18 protein-coding genes are annotated in these 21,366 nt (G+C 37.8%); 15 read left to right on the forward strand and 3 right to left on the reverse strand.

Annotation, left to right across the window (positions count from 1 at the left end; all coding sequences use genetic code 11):
• The first annotated feature begins 86 nt into the window (after nucleotides 1–86).
• On the forward strand, nucleotides 87–1,181 hold the full coding sequence (locus tag AB3I20_RS00180; RefSeq protein ID WP_067482352.1) for a DUF871 domain-containing protein: 1,095 nt from the start codon (nucleotides 87–89) through the stop codon (nucleotides 1,179–1,181).
• A 355-nt stretch (nucleotides 1,182–1,536) separates the two neighbouring features.
• The gene (locus AB3I20_RS00185; protein ID WP_067482350.1) at nucleotides 1,537–2,469 is read left to right on the forward strand and encodes an alpha/beta hydrolase; all 933 of its coding nucleotides are present in this window, start codon (nucleotides 1,537–1,539) and stop codon (nucleotides 2,467–2,469) included.
• A gap of 106 nt (nucleotides 2,470–2,575) precedes the next feature.
• Here the strand turns inward: AB3I20_RS00185 and gap are convergent, their stop codons facing one another.
• Nucleotides 2,576–3,586: a type I glyceraldehyde-3-phosphate dehydrogenase gene (gene gap / locus AB3I20_RS00190; RefSeq protein WP_067482348.1), complete on the reverse strand. Its 1,011-nt coding sequence runs from the start codon at nucleotides 3,584–3,586 to the stop codon at nucleotides 2,576–2,578.
• 299 nt (nucleotides 3,587–3,885) lie between these two features.
• Here gap and obgE point away from each other — a divergent pair, with 299 nt between their 5' ends.
• The 8 genes from obgE (at nucleotide 3,886) to AB3I20_RS00230 (ending at nucleotide 14,645) form a co-directional block, all read left to right on the forward strand.
• On the forward strand, nucleotides 3,886–5,199 hold the full coding sequence (obgE, locus tag AB3I20_RS00195) for a GTPase ObgE (RefSeq protein ID WP_067482346.1): 1,314 nt from the start codon (nucleotides 3,886–3,888) through the stop codon (nucleotides 5,197–5,199).
• Between the two features lie 345 nt (nucleotides 5,200–5,544).
• A complete protein-coding gene (locus tag AB3I20_RS00200) occupies nucleotides 5,545–6,135 on the forward strand; it encodes a DUF1269 domain-containing protein (RefSeq protein WP_067482344.1) in 591 nt (196 codons plus the stop codon).
• Between the two features lie 155 nt (nucleotides 6,136–6,290).
• A complete protein-coding gene (rnz, locus tag AB3I20_RS00205) occupies nucleotides 6,291–7,235 on the forward strand; it encodes a ribonuclease Z (protein WP_067482342.1) in 945 nt (314 codons plus the stop codon).
• Nucleotides 7,232–8,020, forward strand: coding sequence for an SDR family NAD(P)-dependent oxidoreductase (locus AB3I20_RS00210; RefSeq protein WP_368026786.1), 789 nt, complete (start codon nucleotides 7,232–7,234; stop codon nucleotides 8,018–8,020). Before rnz ends, AB3I20_RS00210 begins: the two co-directional genes overlap by 4 nt.
• Before the next feature lie 8 nt (nucleotides 8,021–8,028).
• The gene (locus AB3I20_RS00215) at nucleotides 8,029–8,472 is read left to right on the forward strand and encodes a lipopolysaccharide assembly LapA domain-containing protein (protein ID WP_067482338.1); all 444 of its coding nucleotides are present in this window, start codon (nucleotides 8,029–8,031) and stop codon (nucleotides 8,470–8,472) included.
• Nucleotides 8,473–8,942: 470 nt separating this feature from the next.
• On the forward strand, nucleotides 8,943–11,240 hold the full coding sequence (gene recJ, locus AB3I20_RS00220; RefSeq protein ID WP_218657839.1) for a single-stranded-DNA-specific exonuclease RecJ: 2,298 nt from the start codon (nucleotides 8,943–8,945) through the stop codon (nucleotides 11,238–11,240).
• Nucleotides 11,241–11,253: 13 nt separating this feature from the next.
• Nucleotides 11,254–11,766 carry an adenine phosphoribosyltransferase gene (locus AB3I20_RS00225; RefSeq protein ID WP_067482334.1) on the forward strand — a complete coding sequence of 171 codons (513 nt, stop codon included), beginning with the start codon at nucleotides 11,254–11,256 and terminating at the stop codon, nucleotides 11,764–11,766.
• A gap of 656 nt (nucleotides 11,767–12,422) precedes the next feature.
• On the forward strand, nucleotides 12,423–14,645 hold the full coding sequence (locus tag AB3I20_RS00230; protein ID WP_368026787.1) for an immunoglobulin-like domain-containing protein: 2,223 nt from the start codon (nucleotides 12,423–12,425) through the stop codon (nucleotides 14,643–14,645).
• 288 nt (nucleotides 14,646–14,933) lie between these two features.
• Here AB3I20_RS00230 and AB3I20_RS00235 read toward each other — a convergent pair whose 3' ends face one another.
• Together AB3I20_RS00235 and lexA are read right to left on the reverse strand one after the other, a co-directional pair.
• Entirely contained in the window at nucleotides 14,934–15,152 is a 219-nt protein-coding gene (locus AB3I20_RS00235; protein WP_067482330.1) for a hypothetical protein, read from the reverse strand.
• Between the two features lie 136 nt (nucleotides 15,153–15,288).
• Nucleotides 15,289–15,912, reverse strand: a complete 624-nt coding sequence (lexA, locus tag AB3I20_RS00240) for a transcriptional repressor LexA (protein ID WP_067482328.1) — start codon at nucleotides 15,910–15,912, stop codon at nucleotides 15,289–15,291.
• Between the two features lie 145 nt (nucleotides 15,913–16,057).
• On the opposite strand from lexA, the gene AB3I20_RS00245 reads away from it, so the two are divergent.
• The 5 genes from AB3I20_RS00245 to perR all read left to right on the forward strand — a co-directional run bounded on the left by AB3I20_RS00245 (nucleotide 16,058) and on the right by perR (nucleotide 21,252).
• The gene (locus AB3I20_RS00245) at nucleotides 16,058–16,297 is read left to right on the forward strand and encodes a DUF896 family protein (RefSeq protein ID WP_067482326.1); all 240 of its coding nucleotides are present in this window, start codon (nucleotides 16,058–16,060) and stop codon (nucleotides 16,295–16,297) included.
• Nucleotides 16,298–16,406: 109 nt separating this feature from the next.
• Nucleotides 16,407–18,401 (forward strand): transketolase, encoded by a 1,995-nt coding sequence (gene tkt, locus AB3I20_RS00250; protein WP_368026788.1) that lies wholly within the window; start codon nucleotides 16,407–16,409, stop codon nucleotides 18,399–18,401.
• A 234-nt stretch (nucleotides 18,402–18,635) separates the two neighbouring features.
• Nucleotides 18,636–19,523, forward strand: coding sequence for a glucosaminidase domain-containing protein (locus tag AB3I20_RS00255; protein WP_067482322.1), 888 nt, complete (start codon nucleotides 18,636–18,638; stop codon nucleotides 19,521–19,523).
• A gap of 165 nt (nucleotides 19,524–19,688) precedes the next feature.
• Nucleotides 19,689–20,615, forward strand: a complete 927-nt coding sequence (cysK, locus tag AB3I20_RS00260) for a cysteine synthase A (RefSeq protein WP_067482320.1) — start codon at nucleotides 19,689–19,691, stop codon at nucleotides 20,613–20,615.
• Between the two features lie 190 nt (nucleotides 20,616–20,805).
• Entirely contained in the window at nucleotides 20,806–21,252 is a 447-nt protein-coding gene (perR, locus tag AB3I20_RS00265; protein ID WP_067482318.1) for a peroxide-responsive transcriptional repressor PerR, read from the forward strand.
• Nucleotides 21,253–21,366 lie beyond the last annotated feature (114 nt).

A 21,366-nucleotide genomic window follows, 5' to 3' on the forward strand; every position in this document is an offset into this window, starting at 1 on the left:
TTGGTAAAAGGTGTAGACCATTTGTATCATGTTTGTTATAATGTAAGTGGATACAAAAAAGCAAACCGCTAGGAGGCAATAGGATTATGGGAAAACTTGGAGTTTCGATTTACCCAGAACGCTCAACATTTGAAAAGGATAAAGCATATTTAGATTTAGCACATAAATATGGATTTAAACGTGTGTTTACAAGCTTGCTACAAGTGAATGATAACAAAGAGCAAGTATTAGCCGAATTTACAAAAGTAGTCGACTATGCGAATAGCTTAGGAATGGAAGTAATGGTAGATATCAATCCTGCCTTATTTGAACAACTTGAGATTTCTTATGATGATTTATCATTCTTTGATGAAATGGGCGCTTATGGCGTACGTTTAGATATTGGTTTTACGGGTGCAGAAGAAGCGAAGATGACACGTAACCCATATGGAATCAAAATTGAAATCAATATGAGTTCTGGAACAAACTACGTGGATAACATCATGAGTTATTCACCAAACACAAATAATTTATTGGGATCTCATAACTTTTACCCACATCGCTATTCTGGTTTGAGTTACGATCACTTTGTTTATTGTTCAGAAAAATTCAGAAAATATAATTTGAATACGATGGCATTTGTGAATTCACAAGTTGCCACTTTTGGTCCATGGCCAACACAAGATGGGTTGTGTTCATTAGAAGACCATCGTGATTTAGAAATTTCAACGCAAGTAAAACATTTGATGTTAACTGGCTTGATTGATGATATTTCTGTTGGGAACGCTTATGCAAGTGAGGAAGAATTAAAAGCAATGGCAGAAGCTTTCAATGCAGATTATCCAACATTAAAAGTCGATGTAGAAGAAGGCATTACCGAAGACGAACGTATTTGCTTGTTTGATAACTTACACAGCTATCGAGGAGATCGTTCAGAATATATTTTACGTTCGACAATGACTCGTGTTTATTACAAAGATAAACCTTTCCCAGCTCATAATACTCGTGACATGGCTCACGGAGATGTTTTGATTGATAATGTTGGCTACGGTCAGTACAAAGGTGAAACACAAATTGCTTTGAAAGAAATGAAAAATGACGGTCGTGTAAATGTAGTCGGCCGAATTTCAGCAGATGAATTATTCTTGCTTGATTTCTTGAAACCTTGGTCAAGCTTTAAATTGATTGAAAATGTGAAGTAAGGTTGTGGCACCAAGCGATTAGCTCCGAAAAGATAGCGAGCAGACACTCAAAATAGCATTTCATATTTTGAAGTGATTGTGAGCTATGTCGAAGAGTTGATTGGGGAACACCGTGAATAAGGTTGTGGTTCCAAGCGGTCAACTTCAAGCAATAAATTAAAAGAGGCAAGTAAGCTTTCAAAAATAGCTTTTTACCATCAAGTACTTCAAAAAGGATCAGGACACGTAAATGTCTTGGTCCTTTTTATTTATCGAATCAATTTGCATCAAACAAAAACATTGATTATACTTAGGATTAAATTTATTCGTTCAGTGATTTATTTTTAATTTAAGTGATAGGAGAAAAGTGGAGAACATGAAACTTTGGGTGAAAATTAGTATTGGCGTGATCCTGGTAGTAACGATTGGGTTAGGTTTTGCAGCAAATTATTTTTATAATTATGCAATCGTTCCAGCGCCGAAAGACTTTATTGGCGAAGATACACCTGGCACTACAAAAACGGCAGAAGAAACTGCAACGCAAACGTGGTTCAAAGCAAAAGAAAATCGTACGCATTGGACGATCGAATCAGATGATCAACTAAAACTTTCTGCGATTTATCTGCCTGCAGCAAAACCAAGTAGCCAGACAGTGATTGCGGCGCACGGCTATATGGGCGATGCTGAAACGATGGCAAACTATGCTAAAATTTTCCATGATTTAGGCTACAATGTCTTACTCCCAGATGCACGAGGACATGGAAAAAGTGAAGGAAATTATATTGGATTTGGCTGGCCAGAAAGAAAGGACTATGTAAAGTGGATCAACAAAGTTCTTGAAACAAATGGAAAACAAGAAGAAATTGCTCTTTATGGAATCAGCATGGGTGGTGCAACGGTGATGATGACCAGTGGAGAGCAGCTTCCTAAAAATGTGAAAGCAATCATTGAGGATTGTGGCTATTCTTCTGTAAATGAAGAACTTTCATACCAACTAGCAGACATGTTTAATCTACCGGCATTTCCATTGATGCCTGCGACTAGTTTAATGACGAAAGTCCGAGCAGGTTATTCTTTTAATGAAGCAAGTGCAGTCAAACAATTGAAGAAAAACCAAACGCCAATGCTCTTTATTCATGGTGATGAAGATACGTTTGTTCCGTTTGAAATGTTAAATGAAGTCTATGAAGCGACCAATGTTCCAAAAGAAAAATATATCGTAAAAGGGGCGGAGCATGCTAAGGCATATGCTATTGACCCAGAAAAATATCAGCAAGTAGTAAAAGATTTCCTAGTGAAGTATTTTTAAGTATGTGATGATGAATCAAGTGGTTCAGTGTAATAACTATAAAAAGAGCCGAGACATCTGTCTCAGCTCTTTTTAGTATGGTAAGAAATTTTGATTGGAAAATTTCTTATAAGTTAGCAAATTTTTCTAATAAACGAATCATTTGGCAAGTGAAGCCATATTCGTTATCGTACCAAGCAACAGTTTTAACAAGTTGGTAATCACCAGCTGAAGTTACTTCTGTTTGTGTTGGGTCGAAGATTGAACCTTGAGTTGTTCCGATTACATCACCAGAAACGATTTCGCGGTCATCATAACCAAATGATGGGTTGTCAATTGTATGTTTTTTAATTGCTTCATTGACTTCATCAGCAGTTACTTTTGTTTTTAAGATTGATACTAATTCTGTTAATGAACCATCAACAACAGGGACACGTTGAGCATGACCTTGTAATTTGCCGTTCAATTCAGGAATAACTAAACCGATTGCTTTTGCAGCACCAGTTGAGTGAGGAATTGTGTTGTCAGCAGCAGAGCGAGCAGCACGCAAGTTTCCACCTTTTACTGGTCCATCTAATAACATTTGTGTTGAAGTATAAGCATGGACAGTTGTCATTGTACCAACTTCGATACCAAATTCGTTATTTAAGAAATAAGCCATTGGTGCCAAGCAGTTAGTTGTACATGATCCAGCAGAGATGATTTTATCACTTGCGTCTAAAGTGTCATCATTTACGTTATAAACGATTGTTTTCATTGCGCCAGCTGGGGCAGAGATCACAACGCGTTTAACGCCTGCGTTCAAGTGAGCTTGTGCTTTTTCTTCTGAAGTATAAAAACCAGTACATTCTAGTACGATGTCTACTCCGTTTTCTTTTACCCAAGGGATTTTACTTGCATCAGGTTCAGCATAAACACGAGTTGCTTCCCCATCAACCACGATTGAGTCTTCTGTAGCAGTAACTGTTCCAGGATAAGTACCATGTGTTGAATCGAATTGTAATAATTGTGCTAACATAGTTGGACTTGTTAAGTCGTTGATTGCAACTACTTCGATGTCATCAGATACTTCTTTGATACGACGATACGCTAAGCGTCCAATACGTCCGAATCCATTAATACCTACTTTTACTGTCATAATCAAAAGTTCCTCCTTTAATTTAAGGGCTGTGAAAGTGCCGCAACCTCTCTTAATACGATTTAAGTTTGCTACTAAATTTAAAATTTGTCAAAAAATTTATCTTTTCACTTGATTTTTCCGAAAATTTCAGTTGGATTTGCTAAAAATGCAAAAAATGGTAAGAGATAGCAAAGTTTTGGCTGAAAAGATAGACAAAACGTGATTTCATCGCTAAAATAAATAGGACTTTTGTTTATTGTGGAAATTCAGGTAGTCGAGAAATTTAAATAAATAAATACAAATAGGAGGACGAGAATATGTCCATGTTTTTAGATCAAGTAACAATCGATGTGAAAGCTGGTAAGGGCGGCGATGGAATGGTTGCTTTTCGTAGAGAAAAGTATGTTCCTGATGGCGGACCAGCTGGTGGTGATGGTGGTCACGGTGGCGATGTTATTTTAGTTGTCGATGAAGGCTTGCGCACATTGATGGACTTTCGTTTCAATCGTCATTTCAAAGCACAACCGGGTGAAAATGGAATGAGCAAGGGAATGCATGGTCGCGGTTCAGACGACACATACGTTAAAGTCCCTCAAGGAACAACTGTACGTGATGCAGAAACAGGTGCTTTACTAGGTGATTTGATTGAAAATGGTCAAACTTTAGTAGTTGCTAAAGGCGGTCGCGGTGGTCGCGGAAACACTCGTTTTGCTTCACCACGTAATCCTGCACCAGAAATCGCAGAAAACGGTGAACCAGGACAAGAGCGTAAAATCGAATTGGAATTAAAAGTCTTAGCAGATGTTGGTTTAGTGGGTTTCCCTTCAGTCGGAAAATCAACATTACTTTCAGTTATTTCTTCTGCACGACCAAAAATCGGTGCGTATCACTTTACTACGCTAGTTCCTAATCTTGGAATGGTCACAACGACTGATGGTCGAAGCTTTGCGGCAGCTGATTTACCAGGTTTAATTGAAGGAGCTTCACAAGGCGTTGGTCTAGGTACGCAATTCTTACGTCATATTGAACGTACTCGTGTTATTTTACATGTAATTGATATGAGCGGGATGGAAGGGCGAGATCCCTACGAAGATTATTTAGCGATCAATCATGAGTTGTCTACTTATAATTTGCGCTTATTAGAACGCCCACAGCTGATTGTTGCGAATAAAATGGATATGCCAGATGCAGAAGAAAATTTGGTGAAATTCAAAGAGCAATTGAATAAAGAAAAAGCAGATGAATTTGCAGATGACATTCCAGTATTTCCAATTTCTGGAGTGACACGTAAAGGGCTGGATGCGTTATTGAATGCAACTGCCGATTTACTAGAAGTCACACCAGAGTTTCCCCTTTACGATGAAGAAATTGAGGAAGAAACGGTTCATTACGGATTCACACCTGAAGGGCCAGACTTCAAGATTGATCGTGAGCCAGATGCTACTTGGGTATTAACTGGTGAGCGAATCGAAAAATTATTCCAAATGACGAATTTTGATCACGATGAAACAGTTATGCGTTTTGCACGTCAATTACGTGGTATGGGTGTTGATGAAGCATTGCGTGCCCGCGGTGCTAAAGACGGCGATATCGTTCGGATTGGTGAATTCGAGTTTGAATTTGTTGAATAAAGGACAGAAGTGAAAAAGGCTGTGAAAGAAGTGCTCAGCATTTTGCGGTGATTGCAAGATATAATGAGAGTTGCTTTGGAAACAACGTTCATTAGGAAAAATAAACTGGAGCAAAATACCAGTTGTTCTTAATACAAATACATTTTTTAATTTAAAAAGCGTCTAAAATCACCGTTTTCAAAAACGAATTTTAGGCGTTTTTTCTATTTAAGCTGCTTTTAACACACCGCTTTTTTGTTTTTTTAATTTTTTAAAGTAAACACTTCTGTTTTAGGGGTTATTATTTTATTTCTGGCTAAATCAAAGGTAAAATGAAATGAACGCAAAAAGTGAGGAGTGAGTCAAATGAACAAACGAGTGATTATTTTAAATTTTGATGTGGAGAGTCAAGCTTATCAAGCCTTTTCAGAAATCAAAAAGTTTCATGCTACTCGAAAAATTAAGGGCGAACAAATGGCTGTAATCAGTCACGATCCCAATGGAACACACCAATTTAAAGTCGAAGATTTTATCGACTTTACTGGAAGTAATAAGTCTTCCAAGGGTGGCATGATTGGTATGCTCGTTGGTATCTTAGGTGGACCACTTGGTATTTTACTTGGCTGGTTTGCAGGCGGAATGATTGGAGCAACTCAAGACGCGAAAGAAATTCAAAATGCACAAACTGTTTTTGACTTTGTTGGCGATAAAATTGGCGAAGGTGCTACTGGTCTGATTTTGATTGCGGAAGAAGAAGATAATCGTCCATTGAACCAATTAGTTATGATGGAACTGGGTGGAGAAATTACCCGTCTAGACTATGATGATGTCGAAAAAGATGTTGCCGATGCGAAAGAAGTTGAACGTAGCACAAAAGAAGCAGCTCAAAAAACATGGAGTGAAAAACATCCACCAGTTGAGAATCAATCAAAGGATGATGAAAACGAACAAGAATAAGTTCTGTTTTATTTTCACTTTGAATAGTTCCAACAAAAAAGTGAATTCTGGCAGAGAAAAAGTGTACTTGAGGCACTTTTCTCTGTCTTTTTCGGTTGCTTATCCGTGCATTTTCCCCTAAAATTAGAGGGAACTCATAGAAAGTCAGGTAGATTATGGAATTACAATTTTTAGGGACAGGTGCAGGGGTACCTGCGAAGCAGCGAAATGTAACAAGTATCGCATTAAAACTATTAGATGAACGTAATGAAATTTGGTTATTTGATTGTGGTGAAGGCACACAGATGCAAATTTTGCGTACAAATATTCGTCCAAGAAAAATCGAAAAGATTTTTATTACGCATTTACATGGCGACCATATTTTTGGGTTACCAGGATTAATTAGTAGTCGTTCATTTCAAGGTGGAGACACACCATTAGAAATTTATGGTCCAAAAGGGGTAGAGCAATTTGTTAAGACAGCACTATCTGTTTCACAAACTCGTTTAAGTTATCCGTTGAAATTTATTGAAGTACGTGAAGATGAACCAATCTTTAAAGATCAACAGTTTGCAGTGTATACAAAGAAATTAGATCACGGAATTGATAGTTATGGGTATCGCGTAGTCGAAAAGGATCATAAGGGCGAGTTGCAAGTAGAACGCTTAAAAGAATTAGGTGTGCCTGCCGGTCCAGTTTATGGTCAGTTGAAGCGCGGAGAAACAGTTCAGCTAGAAGATGGTACAACCATTAATGGCAAAGAATTCGTGGGTCCTGATAAAAAAGGGCGGATTGTTACGATTTTAGGCGACACAAGAAAGACGGCTAATGCCGTTGAACTTGCCCAAAATAGTGACGTATTAGTCCATGAAAGTACCTTTAACAAAAATGAAGCGAAAATGGCACATAATTATTTTCATTCAACTTCTCATCAAGCAGCAGAAGTTGCAACAAAAGCGAAGACAGCGCGTTTGTTGTTAACGCATATTAGCGCTCGTTATGTTGGTAAAGCAGCTTTTGAGCTGGAAAAAGAAGCGCAAGAAATTTTTCCAAACACAACGATTATGAAAGATTTCGATGTGATTGATATTCCATTTAGAGACGAGGAGGTACTGTCATGAAATTAGCAAATAAAGTGGTATTGGTGACTGGTGGATCTGCGGGATTAGGTGCAGAAATCTGTTATGAAGCAGCAAGACAAGGAGCTATCGTGATTACTTGTGCTCGACGGATTCAGTTGATTGGAGAAGTAAAAGCAAAGTGTCAAGAGTTGAGTGGCAAAGAAGCCTATGCTTTTCAAGTGGACGTTAGCAATCCAGAAAGCGTTGAAAGCCTGTATGAAAAAGTGATGACAGAAGTTGGTCGAGTGGACGTATTGGTTAACAATGCTGGTTTTGGCATCTTCGAAGATTTCCTACAATTTGATTTAGGAAAAGCTTATGATATGTTTGAGGTTAATGTGTTAGGTATGATGGTCTTGACACAAAAATTTGCAATCGATATGGCAGAAAGAAAGAGTGGGCACATCATTAATCTAGCCTCAATGGCAGGGAAAATGGCTACAGCTAAATCAACGATTTACTCTGCAACTAAATTTGCTGTGATTGGTTTTTCCAATGCATTGAGATTGGAATTAAAACCATTTGGGGTCGCAGTCACGACTATTAATCCAGGGCCAATTGCTACAGAATTTTTCGATAAAGCAGATCCAAGCGGAGAATACTTAGCTAACTTAGGACAAATCGTACTAGATCCAACGAAGTTAGCAAAGCAAATTGTGCGGAATATGAGTCATCCAAAACGTGAAATCAACCAACCAGTTATCATGGAAATCGCAGCCAAATTCTATACGCTTTTCCCACACATTGGGGATTATTTAGCTGGGGGAATTTTTAATAAAAAGTAGGTGAAAAAATGAAAAAACAAAGCAGTGTGATTTTAGGGTTTCTTTTAGTATTAGTGATTGTTTTATTTGCAGTATTCAACATTGAACAAGTTCCGGTGAGTCTGGGGTTTGCTTCATTTTCAGCGCCATTAATTTTAGTTATTATTGGTTCAGCACTGATTGGCGCTTTGATCGTCTTTTTAACAGCTTCAGCTAGTTTGTGGCAACAAAAAAAAGAAATCAAAAACTTAACACAGGAACTTGCTGAATATCAAAGTAGCGTACAGCAAAAAATTGAAACAGCAAAAGAAGAACAACAACGCGAATTTCGTAATGAACGGGCAGAATTAGAGGCCGCTTATCAAGCAGAACTACAAGCGAAAACGGTGAAAATCAGTCAATTAGAAGAGACTGGTGACACCAAAGAAGACGGAGCTCAATCTCCACAACAAAGCTTCAATTATTTTGATTAATCAGTTAGTCAAACTGAATTAGAAAAGGAGTGTGACGAAGTCGCGCTCCTTTTGTGCTTGTTTAGGGGAAAGTCATCTAGGTGCTAGCTAAAGCTAAAATAAGCTTTTGTTCGCATTTTAGAAAAGTTTCCTTATTACTTGAAGCTGGTCGTTTGGAACCACAACCTTATTTACGGTGTTCCCCAAGCAACTTCTCACAATAACTCTCAACTGTTTAAAAATATGAAAGTCTATTTTTAGCAGTTGCTCTTTATTTTTTCGAAGCTGACCGCTTGGAACCACAACCTTATTTACGGTGTTCCCAAAACAACTTCTCGATATAGCTTGCACTCACTACAAAATATGGAAAGCTATTTTGAGTGCTTACGCGCTATCTTGTCGGAGCCAAGCGTTTTGCGCCACAACCTTCTTTTCCACCTCTTCTTTTTGTCGGTTTCGTTTGCTATAATAACTAAGTTAGGAGTGAGACAGTGAAGCAAGCAAATTATGATTGGAAATTAAGTGCCGAAGAACCACCTGAAGCTTTTTTTCAGCTAATCAATAACCATAACTTATCTCCTTTTATTGGCAGAATGCTTTGGCAGCGCGGATATCAGGAAGAACAAGAAATCAAACAGTTTTTATATCCAAAAGAACAACAATTACATGATCCGTACTTGATGCATGATATGGATAAAGCAATCAGCAGAATCCAAGAGGCAGTTATCAGTGGCGAAAAGATTCTTGTGTATGGCGATTACGATGCCGATGGAATCACCAGTACGACAATTATGAAAGAAACACTTGAATTACTAGGGGCAGAAGTAGAGGCCTTTTTACCTAACCGTTTTGAACACGGCTATGGACCGAACCAAGCTGTCTATGAAGAAAAAATTAATCAAGGGACACAATTGATTGTTACCGTTGATAATGGGGTTGCTGGGAATGAAGCAATTGCCTATGCTCAAAGTGTCGGAGTTGACGTTATTGTAACCGATCACCATGAGATGCCGGCAGTGTTACCAGATGCTTTCGCAATCGTTCACCCACGACACCCAGATGGAAATTATCCATTTACTGATTTAGCAGGTGTAGGAGTGGCTTTCAAAGTTGCAACAGCTTTGTTGGAAGAAGCACCAGCAGAATTTTTAGATTTGGTTGCAATTGGAACAATCGCTGATTTAGTGTCGCTAACTGGGGAAAATCGCAGTTTAGTCTCACTTGGAATTGATGCTATTCGCCATTCAGAAAGAATTGGTTTACAAGCATTGTTTGCTGAAAGTGGAGCAAAAATGAAAGATGCTGATGAAACGACTATTGGTTTTTCCATCGCACCACGCTTGAATGCGATTGGTCGAATGGGTGATCCTAACCCCGCAGTGGAACTGATGGCGACCTTTGACGAAGAAGTTGCTCAAACACAAGCAAAAAAATTAAATGAAATCAATGAAGAACGTAAAAGCGTTGTTGAAGAAATTACTCAAGAAGCATTAGCGATGGTAAATCCTGCTAACAGTATCCATTTATTAGCGAATAATGGCTGGCACGAAGGCGTTTTGGGAATCGTTGCGGGTAAAATTATGAACGAAACGGGTAAACCCACGATTGTACTGACTTTAAAAGAAGATGGATCTGCCAAGGGTTCCGGGCGTAGTGTAGAGGCCTTGAATCTTTATGAAATGTTGAATCAAATGAGAGATTTATTTACTTATTTTGGTGGACATCATGCAGCTGTTGGTTTGACTATGCCCCAAGAGAACATTGAGTTGTTGCAAGAAAAAATGAATGAGTATGTGAAAGAAAATCAGATTGATCTGACGAAAGGACCAGCGATGAAAATTGATGAGGTGCTTTCGCCTAAAGATGCTTCTTTGACATTATTAGATGAGTTGAAATTGTTAGCACCTTTTGGAACCGATAATCCTGTACCACAATTTTTATTCAAACAAGTGACTGCGACACAAGTAAAAAAGATTGGTGCAAATCAACAACATTTGAAATTCGTTTTAACAGATGAGGGGGAGCAGCTAGATGCAGTTGCTTTTGGATTTGGTTCTCAAGAAAATGAACTGTTAAATGATTCACTTGATATCGTTGGTAAACTCTCAGTTAATGAATGGAATGGTCGAAAAAAAGCACAATTATTGGTTTCTGATTTCGAGGTCAAAGGACTTCAAGTGTTTGATTGGCGTGCAAAACGATTCCGTGACCACGTAGCATTACCAGAAAAAACATGTTATCTAGCATTTGACGAGACAGTTAAAAAACAGGTCTCTCCAAGTATTCGTGAACAAATAGTTACTTTTACAGAAATGGATCAAATGAAGAGTTGGCTGGAAACGAATCAACCAGAATCGCTTGTATTAGTGGATTGCCCAACAGAACTTGATGAGTTGAAAGCTGTGTTTCATGCGGGAACGTTTAGCCGAGTTTATTTATTGGGTATTTCTTCACAAGAAGCTTATCTTAATGGAGTTGGTTCGAGAGAACAATATGCTCGCTTGTTTCAGTTTATTAAAACACAAGATAAAGTTGATATTCGCTATAAAACAAAAGCAGTCGCGCAGTATTTAAAAATTCCAGAAAAATTATTAATTTTTATGATTCAGGTGTTTTTTGAATTGAAATTTGTTACAATAGACGATGGTGTTTTGCAAAAAGTCGCCCATCCAGAAAGTCACCCGTTGACTGAAAGCACTCTGTATCAACAGCGACTAAAGAAAATTAAAGTTGAGGAATTTTTACTACTAAGTGATATTCCTACCATTAAGAAATGGTTAACAACCTAGGAGGAAACAAACAGTGGATTTAAGAAATTATATTGCCAGTATTCCGGACTATCCGTCAAAAGGAATCGTTTTTCGTGATATCTCACCGCTAATGGCAGATGGAGATGCATATCGTGAAGCAACAAAACAAATCGTCGATTATGCAAAGGAAAAACGGATTGACATGGTTGTCGGACCTGAAGCGCGTGGATTCATTGTCGGCTGTCCAGTAGCGTATGAGTTGGGCGTGGGTTTTGCACCAGTTCGTAAAAAAGGAAAGTTGCCTCGTGAAACGATTGAAGTAACTTATGACCTTGAATATGGAACAGATACATTGACTTTACACAAAGATGCGATTCAACCAGGTCAACGTGTGTTGATTTGTGATGATTTGTTAGCAACTGGCGGAACAATCAAAGCAACGATCGAACTGATTGAAAAATTAGGTGGCGTAGTTGTTGGTTGTGCATTCCTGATTGAATTGATGGACTTACATGGCCGTGATAAAATTAAGGGCTATGACATCATTACGTTGATGGAATACTAATAGAAAAAAGTAGATCTTCAGAAATGACTAAGACACAATGTCTGATCTTTTCTGAAGATCTTTTTTGATGTATTAAATAATTTTATTCTGGGTTCAATGAAAAAATAAAAGAAAATGACTCGTAATTAACTTGTTCTTTCGTACATAAATAACACTTATATTATAACGATACATTTTTTGTGAGTTCACTCTATTTTCGTTCATTTCAGCAAAAAACAGTTGGCAAAAGAAAGCCTGTGTGAAATTTGATAAGAAACTTTCTTAACAAGTTCACGCTAAACTCTAAAAAAGGTTGATTGATTGCTTCTAAGAATAGTGAAAAGAGAGGTGAATGTCCATAGTTTTGTAAGGATAGAAAGAGTGTTAGCAAAAGGAAATCTTCACTTGATGACAATTTAACTAGTTTACTGAGGAGTGTTGTTAAAGAGAGCATTTACAATAATGAAAACTTTCAAATAAAGGTATTTTGAACAAAAAAAACACCCTAAATATGTCGGATTACTGACATTATTTGGGGGTTGCTTGGCATGGCAGAGTCCATTAATATTCACAACAGATATTGTTTCACTCATTTTTTTGAAACCCGGGATCAAAACATGCGTAAACATTCATCGAAAATAATTTGTAAAATAGTTTGTTGAAGGGGAATGATTTTATTGAAAAAAGAACAACTAATAAAAAAGGTAGCATCACCGCTCATTTGTGGCTTGATGTTAGGTGGGCTTGCTGTCTCAACAATCCAGCCGATTATCCAAGTTCGTGCTGAAGAAAAAACGAGTTCAAAAGCAACAACAAGTTTAACAGAAGAGGCCTGGTTGGAATGGTCAGAAGTCACAAAGTTAACAGAATTTGGAAGTTCAGACACAACAGGAAAACAAGTCAAACACAATGGTAAAATTTATGCAGCAACTTGGTGGAAAAATGGGGCTACAGATGTAGCGCCAGGATCAGGTGAAGCAACTTCAACTGGCTGGGAAGAAGTAGGAACAATTGCTTCTGATGGTTCAGTTACTCTTAACGCAGGTGTTACTGCTAATCCATTTGAACCAACGATTGATCCAAATGTTGATCCAAATACTCCGTATGCAGGTGTTGATGCAGGACAGGGTGTGAAGTGGGGCGAGAAGGTTTTTGCGCCGTACATTGATGGTGGTTTATGGTATAACGGAGAGAATGGGTATCAAGGATTGTATCCTATTGGTCAAGAAGTGAAGAAATCAAACATCAGTTATGCAAATATTGGTTTTATTGTATCGGACCCAAGTAATCCGAAGACGGCCTCTTTTGGCGGCTATTATAATGTAGATGGCACCGGAACAAATGGTTCAGTTGTCACTGCATTTGCTAATCAAATCAAAGAGTTCCGCGCACAAGGTGGAGATGTATTGGTTTCTTTTGGTGGTGAAAACGGAACGCCGCTTCAAGATGTCTATGATAACGCTGAAGAACTTGCGGATAAATACATTGAGATTGTCGAGCATTATGGATTAACAACGATTGATTTCGATATTGAAGGGGCTCACGTTCGAGACAAAGAAGCTTGGGAAAGAAATAACGATGCAATCAAGATCATGCAAGATAAGTTAGGTGACGAAGCTCCTGACGTTTGGTACACATTCCCTGTTTTACCGACTGGTTTAGTAGGCGAAGGGACAGACAATGACGCGTATAACGTACTACAAGATGCTGTTCAGAAAAAGGTTAATGTTCATGGTGTAAATATCATGACGATGTGTTTTGGCCCGTCATTTGTTACAGGACCAACAGATACATACCATACATATGTCGAACAAGCGTCAGAGAGTTTAGCTGGACAAATAAAACGAATTTATAGTGATGCTAATCAAGACCTAACGGATTCACAAATTTATCAGAAAATTGGTTTAACACCATGGGTAGGAAAATCAAGTCAAGCAAATGAAACATTTACTCAATCGGATGCTAAAGCTTTATTAGCTTATGCAAACGAAAAACAAATTGGAATGCTTTCTTTTTGGTCGTTGAATCGGGATAACGATTTGAATGAAGATTTAAAAAATACAGGACTTGAGCAAGAAACCTATGAATTTTCAAAAATTATGGGTGAATTTGATGGAGATTTAGGTGTAAGAGATCAAGCACCAGTAATTAAAGGAGCAACAAATGAAACAATTGAGTTAAATGACTCGTTTGATGTACTAGCAGGTGTGACAGCTATTGATCAGGAAGATGGCGACCTAACTGCTAAAATTACGACAACAGGAACAGTAGATTCTGCGAAAGTTGGTGAATACCAAGTAACATATTCTGTGACAGACAGTCAGAAGAATCATTCAGAAAAGGTTCGGACGATTACTGTGGTTGATCCAAATGCAAATATGAAACCAATTTTTTCTGGTCTAAAGGATCAAACAATTGAAGTTGGAACAAACTTTGATAAATTGGCGGGCGTAACGGCAAACGATCAAGAAGATGGTGACCTGACCGCGAAAATAGCTGTGACAGGAGATGTAGATACTTCAAAAGCGGGCGCGAATGTTCTCACATATACAGTTTCTGATAGTAAAGGTGAAAAAACAACGCAAACAATTACAATCACGGTTCAAGAAAAAGAAAGTATTTCAGCTTATTCAGCAACGACAGTTTACGTCAAAGGCGATAAGGTAAGCTATCAAGGAACAACTTACACTGCAAAATGGTGGACAAAAGGAGATACTCCAGGATCCGCACAAGTCTGGGAAAAAGAAATAATTAAAAACGAAGACGGAAGCGTGGATTATTACAAAGGAGGAACTTATGTCGCTGGCGATTTAGTGAACTATAATGGCAAACAATATCTTGCTAAATGGTGGACACAATCTGTACCAGGTAGTGATGCATCGTGGGAGTTAAAAAAATAGTCAACTAATTAAGAAATACAAAAAGGAACTGAAACAAAAATAGCTTAAATAGAAAAAGCCTAAAATTCGTTTTTAAAAACGTTGATTTTAGGCTTTTTTTAATTGAAAAATGTGTTAAGAACGACTGGATCTTTCGCTTTGTCCCAGTCTTTTTTCTTTTTGATAAAAGGGTAATAGATCTTATCGAATGAATACTTTGGCTAATCCAAAGTAGAAAACGAGCAATTGCCTTAAGTATGATAGCCAGTAGACAGGTGTAACGAACGATTATTTACGTTGGTCTTTCTTTCAAGATTGCCGAGAGCGTAAGTAATGTTCATGATAGAAATGTTCTTCATGAAGCCTACGCTGTTCGGCTTGACGATATTTTTTTTCGTCCCACAACATAAACCACAATGTGAATAACGGAAGAAAAATAATCAATGCCGGTTGGATCCCAAAATTGCCAATCAAAATACCTAAGAATAAAACCAGTAATACCAAGCCAATACGTCTAATTGATTTCATGAATTCTCACCTCATTTATTTGTGCGAACGTTTGTTCGTAAAATCATTATACGAATGTTTGTTCGGTTTGTAAAGAGGAAAGAACAATAAAAAAAGAATTGCAGAAATTTTTCTACAATTCTTTGAATGAATCATGTTAATAAATGTGGCTACGATAGAGACCAACTACCAATCCCAAAATGGCTACCTCATCTAAAATAATTGGATCTAATAAATCATTTTCAGGTTGTAAACGAAAATGATCTTTTTCTTTATAGAACCTTTTACAAGTTGCCTCATTTTCTGTCGTCATAGCGATGACAATATCTCCATTTTTAGCGCTCTCTTGTTTTCGGACGATAACATTATCTCCGTCTAAAATCCCTGCGTTGATCATACTTTCGCCCCGAATGGTTAGCATGAACAAACTGCCTTCTTCTGAAGTTAAATTTGGTGGTACAGGGAAAAAGTCGGAGGCGTCTTCAACAGCGAGGATCGGCTCACCAGCTGTAACAACGCCAAGCATTGGAATAGTCGATGGCTTGATTCCAATCTGATCTAAACCTAAGTCCGTTAATTCGATTGCCCGTGGCTTTGTCGGATCGCGCAAAATAAATCCTTTTTTTTCTAATCGTGCTAAATGTCCGTGGACAGTTGATGTTGAAGAAAGGTTAACAGCTTCACCAATCTCGCGAACGGTTGGTGGGTATCCTTTTCGGGTTACTTGTTCGTGGATATAACGTAAGACTTCGATTTGTCGTGTTTCAGTTTGTCGGGCCACAAAGTACACCTTCTTTCACTTAATATTTAAATAATACCACATAAAAAGCGCTGTTTCAAACAAATGTTCGTATCTAAATATAGATACCTAGTTGTTTTTTTTGTTTTTTTTATATAATATAAGAAGAGAAAAAGGAGGGCTGATAATGTTATCACCTGAAAAAATTGCACGTATTAATGAATTAGCCAAAAAGAAAAAAGCTGAGGGACTTTCAAAAGAAGAAGAAAAAGAACAAATCTTATTGAGAGAAGAATATTTAACAGCTTTTCGCTCTGGTATGAGACATCATATTGAAGGGATGAAAATTGTTGATCCTGAAGGAAACGATGTTACACCAGATAAATTAAAAGAAATTCAAAAAGAAAAAGGCTTACATGACCGTTAGTGTGCTTTTTGGTAAAAAATACCAAAAAGCATTGATTTTTTGATTTGTATCCGCTAAAATGAGTATGAAATGAATTACAGTAAAAAAAACCTAAATTGGAGGGGTTCTTTTGTTCGACAAAATTGATCAACTAGGCGTTAACACAATCCGCACATTAAGTATTGAAGCTGTACAAAAAGCAAATTCAGGTCATCCAGGTTTACCGATGGGTGCTGCACCGATGGCATATGCACTTTGGACAAAACATTTGAAAGTAAATCCTGTTACTTCAAGAAATTGGGTCGATCGTGACCGTTTTGTACTTTCTGCTGGTCATGGTTCAGCAATGTTGTACAGTTTACTTCACTTATCTGGATATCAAGTAACAATTGATGACTTGAAACAATTCCGTCAATGGGGATCAAAAACACCAGGACATCCAGAAGTACATCATACAGATGGCGTTGAAGCAACAACTGGTCCACTAGGTCAAGGAATTGGCATGGCTGTTGGTATGGCAATGGCAGAAGCACATCTTGCAGCAACTTATAATAAAGAAAACTTTAATGTTGTCGATCATTATACTTATGCTTTATGTGGTGATGGCGATTTAATGGAAGGCGTTTCTCAAGAAGCAAGTTCTATGGCTGGACATATGAAATTAGGTAAATTAATCGTTTTATATGATTCAAATGATATTTCACTTGATGGTCCAACTTCAAAAGCTTTCACAGAAAACGTCGGTGCGCGCTATGAAGCATATGGCTGGCAACATATCTTAGTAAAAGATGGCAATGATTTAGAAGCAATCTCAAATGCGATTGAAGCAGCTAAAGCTGAAACAACTAAACCAACATTAATTGAAGTTAAAACAGTTATTGGTTATGGCGCACCTAAAGAAGGTACATCTGCTGTTCATGGTGCACCTCTTGGAGCGGATGGCATTAAAATTGCTAAAGAAGTTTACGGTTGGGACTATCCAGATTTCACAGTGCCTGAAGAAGTAGCAACTCGTTTCCACGAAAAAATGGTTGAAGATGGCGAAAAAGCAGAAGCACAATGGAATGAAAAATTTGCTAACTATAAAAATGCTTATCCAGAATTAGCGCAACAATTTGAAGATGCGTTTGCTGGAAAACTACCAGAAAATTGGGATGCTGAGATGCCAAGTTATGATGAAGGTCATAGCCAAGCAAGTCGTGTGTCAAGCAAAGACATGATTCAAGCAATCTCAAATGCAGTTCCTAGCTTATGGGGAGGTTCTGCTGATTTATCTGGCTCAAATAATACAATGGTTGCAGCTGAAACTGATTTCGAACCAGGTAACTACGAAGGTCGAAACATCTGGTTTGGCGTTCGCGAATTTGCTATGGCAACAGCGATGAACGGAATCCAATTACATGGCGGTACACGTATTTATGGTGGAACATTCTTTGTATTCACGGATTACTTACGTCCAGCTATTCGTCTTGCTTCCATTCAAAAAGCACCAGTTATTTATGTACTAACACATGATTCAGTAGCAGTGGGTGAAGATGGTCCAACACATGAACCAATCGAACAACTCGCTTCTGTTCGTTGCATGCCAGGCGTTCATGTTGTACGTCCAGCTGATGGCAATGAAACACGTGCTGCTTGGAAAATCGCCATGGAGTCAACAAAAACACCAACAATTTTAGTGTTGAGTCGTCAAAACTTACCAGTTCTTCCATCAACAAAAGAAAAAGCTGATGAGATGGTGAAAAAAGGTGCTTATGTACTTTCTCCTGCACAAGGTGAAACACCAGAAGGTATCTTGATTGCAACTGGTTCAGAAGTTGATTTAGCGGTTAAAGCACAGAAAGTATTAGCTGAAAATGGCAAAGACGTTTCTGTCGTTTCAATGCCAAGTTTTGACTTGTTTGAAGCGCAATCTGCTGAATACAAAGAAAGTGTTCTTCCTAAAGCTGTAACTAAACGTGTTGCGATCGAAGCGGCTGCACCATTTGGCTGGGAACGTTACGTTGGAACAGAAGGAACAACGATTACAATTAATCACTTTGGCGCATCAGCACCAGGAAATAAAATTCTTGAAGAATTTGGTTTCACAGTTGAAAATGTTGTAAAAACCTACGAAGAACTATAAAAAACAAGTAATTTGATTATGAAAGAAGCAAGCTGGGGTAAATTCCCAGCTTGTTTTATTGAGTAAAGAAAGATTGCTGTTTGATTTCTGTAGTGTTACAATTTCGTTACATGAGTAGAAAACGTTCAGATTAAATTGAGATTTTGTCAAAATAAACGTATAATTTATTTAATTAAGTTTGTTTTAAGGAGAGAACTTTTATTTAAAGTTTTTTTATTTTGAGGAGGAATACGAATGCAAGAGCTGAAAACCCGTAGCGCCCGTCATCATAAGGCGAAGAAACCTATGGTGATTAATAAAAAAGCCATTGCTCCATTAATGGGGACAAGTCTTTTGGTTGGGCCAATGATGGTTACAGCAGCACCACAAAGTGCACATGCAGATGAACAAAGTGCGAGCCAAACAACAACTGATCCTCAGTCTTTCATTAACCAAATTGGTTGGTCTGCGTCAGAAGTTGCTGCCAACAATGATTTGTATGCTTCTGTGATGATTGCCCAAGCATTACTTGAAAGTGCTTATGGAACATCTGGATTAGCAAGTGCGCCGAATTATAACTTATTTGGTGTTAAAGGAAGTTATAATGGTGCCGTTGTTTATATGCCGACAAAAGAGTATTTAAATGGTCAATGGGTGACGATGAATGAACCATTCCGTAAATACTCTTCTTATTGGGAATCATTCCAAGACCATGCGAATGTGCTACGTTCAACTAGTTTTTCAACTGGTGATTATCACTATTCAGGTGCTTGGAAAAGCAATACGACAAGCGTTTATGATGCTACAGCTTATTTGACAGGTCGCTATGCTACTGACCCAACTTATGGTGATAAGCTAAACTCATTGATTAGTACGTACAATTTAACACGTTTTGACACACCATCAACTGGTGCTGTTTCCAGCACGACAACAACCACGACCACAACGACGACTTCATCTACGACACAATCAAGTTATGGTGAAAGCGCGCAGTCAACTGGAACAGGTCAAACTTATACGGTTGTTTCTGGTGATTCATTATGGGGAATTGCCCAAAAATTTGGGATGACCATTGATGATTTAATGGCGAAAAACGGATTAAGCGACTATTCACTAATGGTTGGACAAGAGTTAACTGTTTAATAACTTAAGTCGTTAATCGTTTTGAGATAAGATTTTTTAAAAAGTAGTTTAGATCAAATATCTAAACTACTTTTTTGTCGCTTTTTTTAAGACGAAATATTCGCCAGATAGCATGGGGTTGTATTATGATGAAGAAGTAAAGACAGGTCGAAGGGAGAGAGTTTCATGCCACAAATCTATCAAGCAATTACTGATTTGATTGGAGAAACACCAATCGTTAAATTAAACAAAATAGTTCCAGAGGATTCTGCAGAAGTTTATGTTAAATTGGAATTTTTCAATCCGGGAGGTAGCGTGAAAGATCGCATTGCCTTAAGCATGATTGAAAAAGCGGAACAAGACGGAAGTCTGAAACCTGGTGACACAATTATTGAACCTACTTCTGGTAATACAGGGATTGGCTTAGCAATGGTCGGAGCAGCCAAGGGCTACCGAGTGATTATCGTAATGCCTGAAACAATGAGTATGGAACGTCGATTGCTAATGAAGGCTTACGGCGCTGAATTAATTTTAACACCTGGAGCTGATGGCATTTCTGGTTCCATTAGAGAAGCAGAACGTTTAGCAAAAGAACATGATTATTTCTTACCGCTTCAGTTTGAAAATCCAGCAAATCCTGAAATCCACGAAAAGACAACTGGTCCTGAAATTCAAGCTGCTTTTGGAGTAGCTGGGTTAGACGCTTTTGTTTCTGGAATTGGAACAGGAGGAACAATTACTGGTGCCGGACATGAATTGAAACGTGTTTATCCTGAAATTAAAGTGATCGGTGTTGAGCCTGCTGAATCAGCAGTTTTAGAAGGAAAACCAGCTGGTCCACACAAAATTCAAGGAATCGGAACAGGATTTATACCAGATACACTTGATACGAAAGTTTACGATGAAATTTTACCAATCACTGGTGAAGAAGCAATGGAAACTTCAAGAAAAGTCGGTCGCCAAGAAGGCTTTTTAGTGGGGATTTCTTCTGGTGCTGCAATTGCAGCCGGTTTAAAAATTGCGAAAGAATTAGGTAAAGGAAAAAAAGTTTTAGTTATTGTGCCAGACAATGGCGAACGTTACCTATCAACTGCATTGTATCAAGAGGACTAAAATCAATGCTACCAAAAAGGTCAAGACGAAAATTTGTCTTGGCCTTTTTTATATACCTTATTAATCTTTAGGTTCACTTTAACATTTTTAATAGAAAAGCATGAATTTTAATTTTATCTGTATGAAATGTAGATTTTAAAAAATAAAAATAGTATGATAATATGTGAATGACTACGTAGGAGGTGTCAATGTGGGCAACAAATTGGTAGACGAGGCAATCGAAAAACTGAAGCATGAAAATATTCGTATCACACCTCAAAGATATGCAATTTTAGAGTATTTAATCGAACATCATTCTCATCCAACAGCTGATGAAATCTATAAAGCGTTAGAACATCGTTTTCCAAATATGAGTGTCGCAACTGTTTATAATAATCTTCGGTTATTTACATCTATTGGTTTTGTACAGGAAATGAGTTACGGTGACGCGTCAAGTCGTTTTGACTTTACTTCGACACGCCATTACCATGTGATTTGTCAAAACTGTGGGAAAATCGTGGACTTTCATTATCCTGGTCTTGAAGATGTTGAGATGGCTGCAAGTCGTTTGACTGATTTTGAGATTAACGAACATCGTCTTGAACTGTATGGCTTGTGTCCAGAATGTCAGCAAGCACGTGCAAGTGAGTCTGTTTAATTAAAAAATGTATCACAAAAGAAAAAACGTAATTAATCTATTTTGGCGATACTTGGTGAAAAAGAAAGCAATAAAAAACTATTTTATCTGAATTTTGGATAAAATAGTTTTTTA

The organism is Enterococcus sp. C50, from assembly GCF_040887505.1.
Taxonomy (GTDB): domain Bacteria; phylum Bacillota; class Bacilli; order Lactobacillales; family Enterococcaceae; genus Enterococcus_B; species Enterococcus_B thailandicus.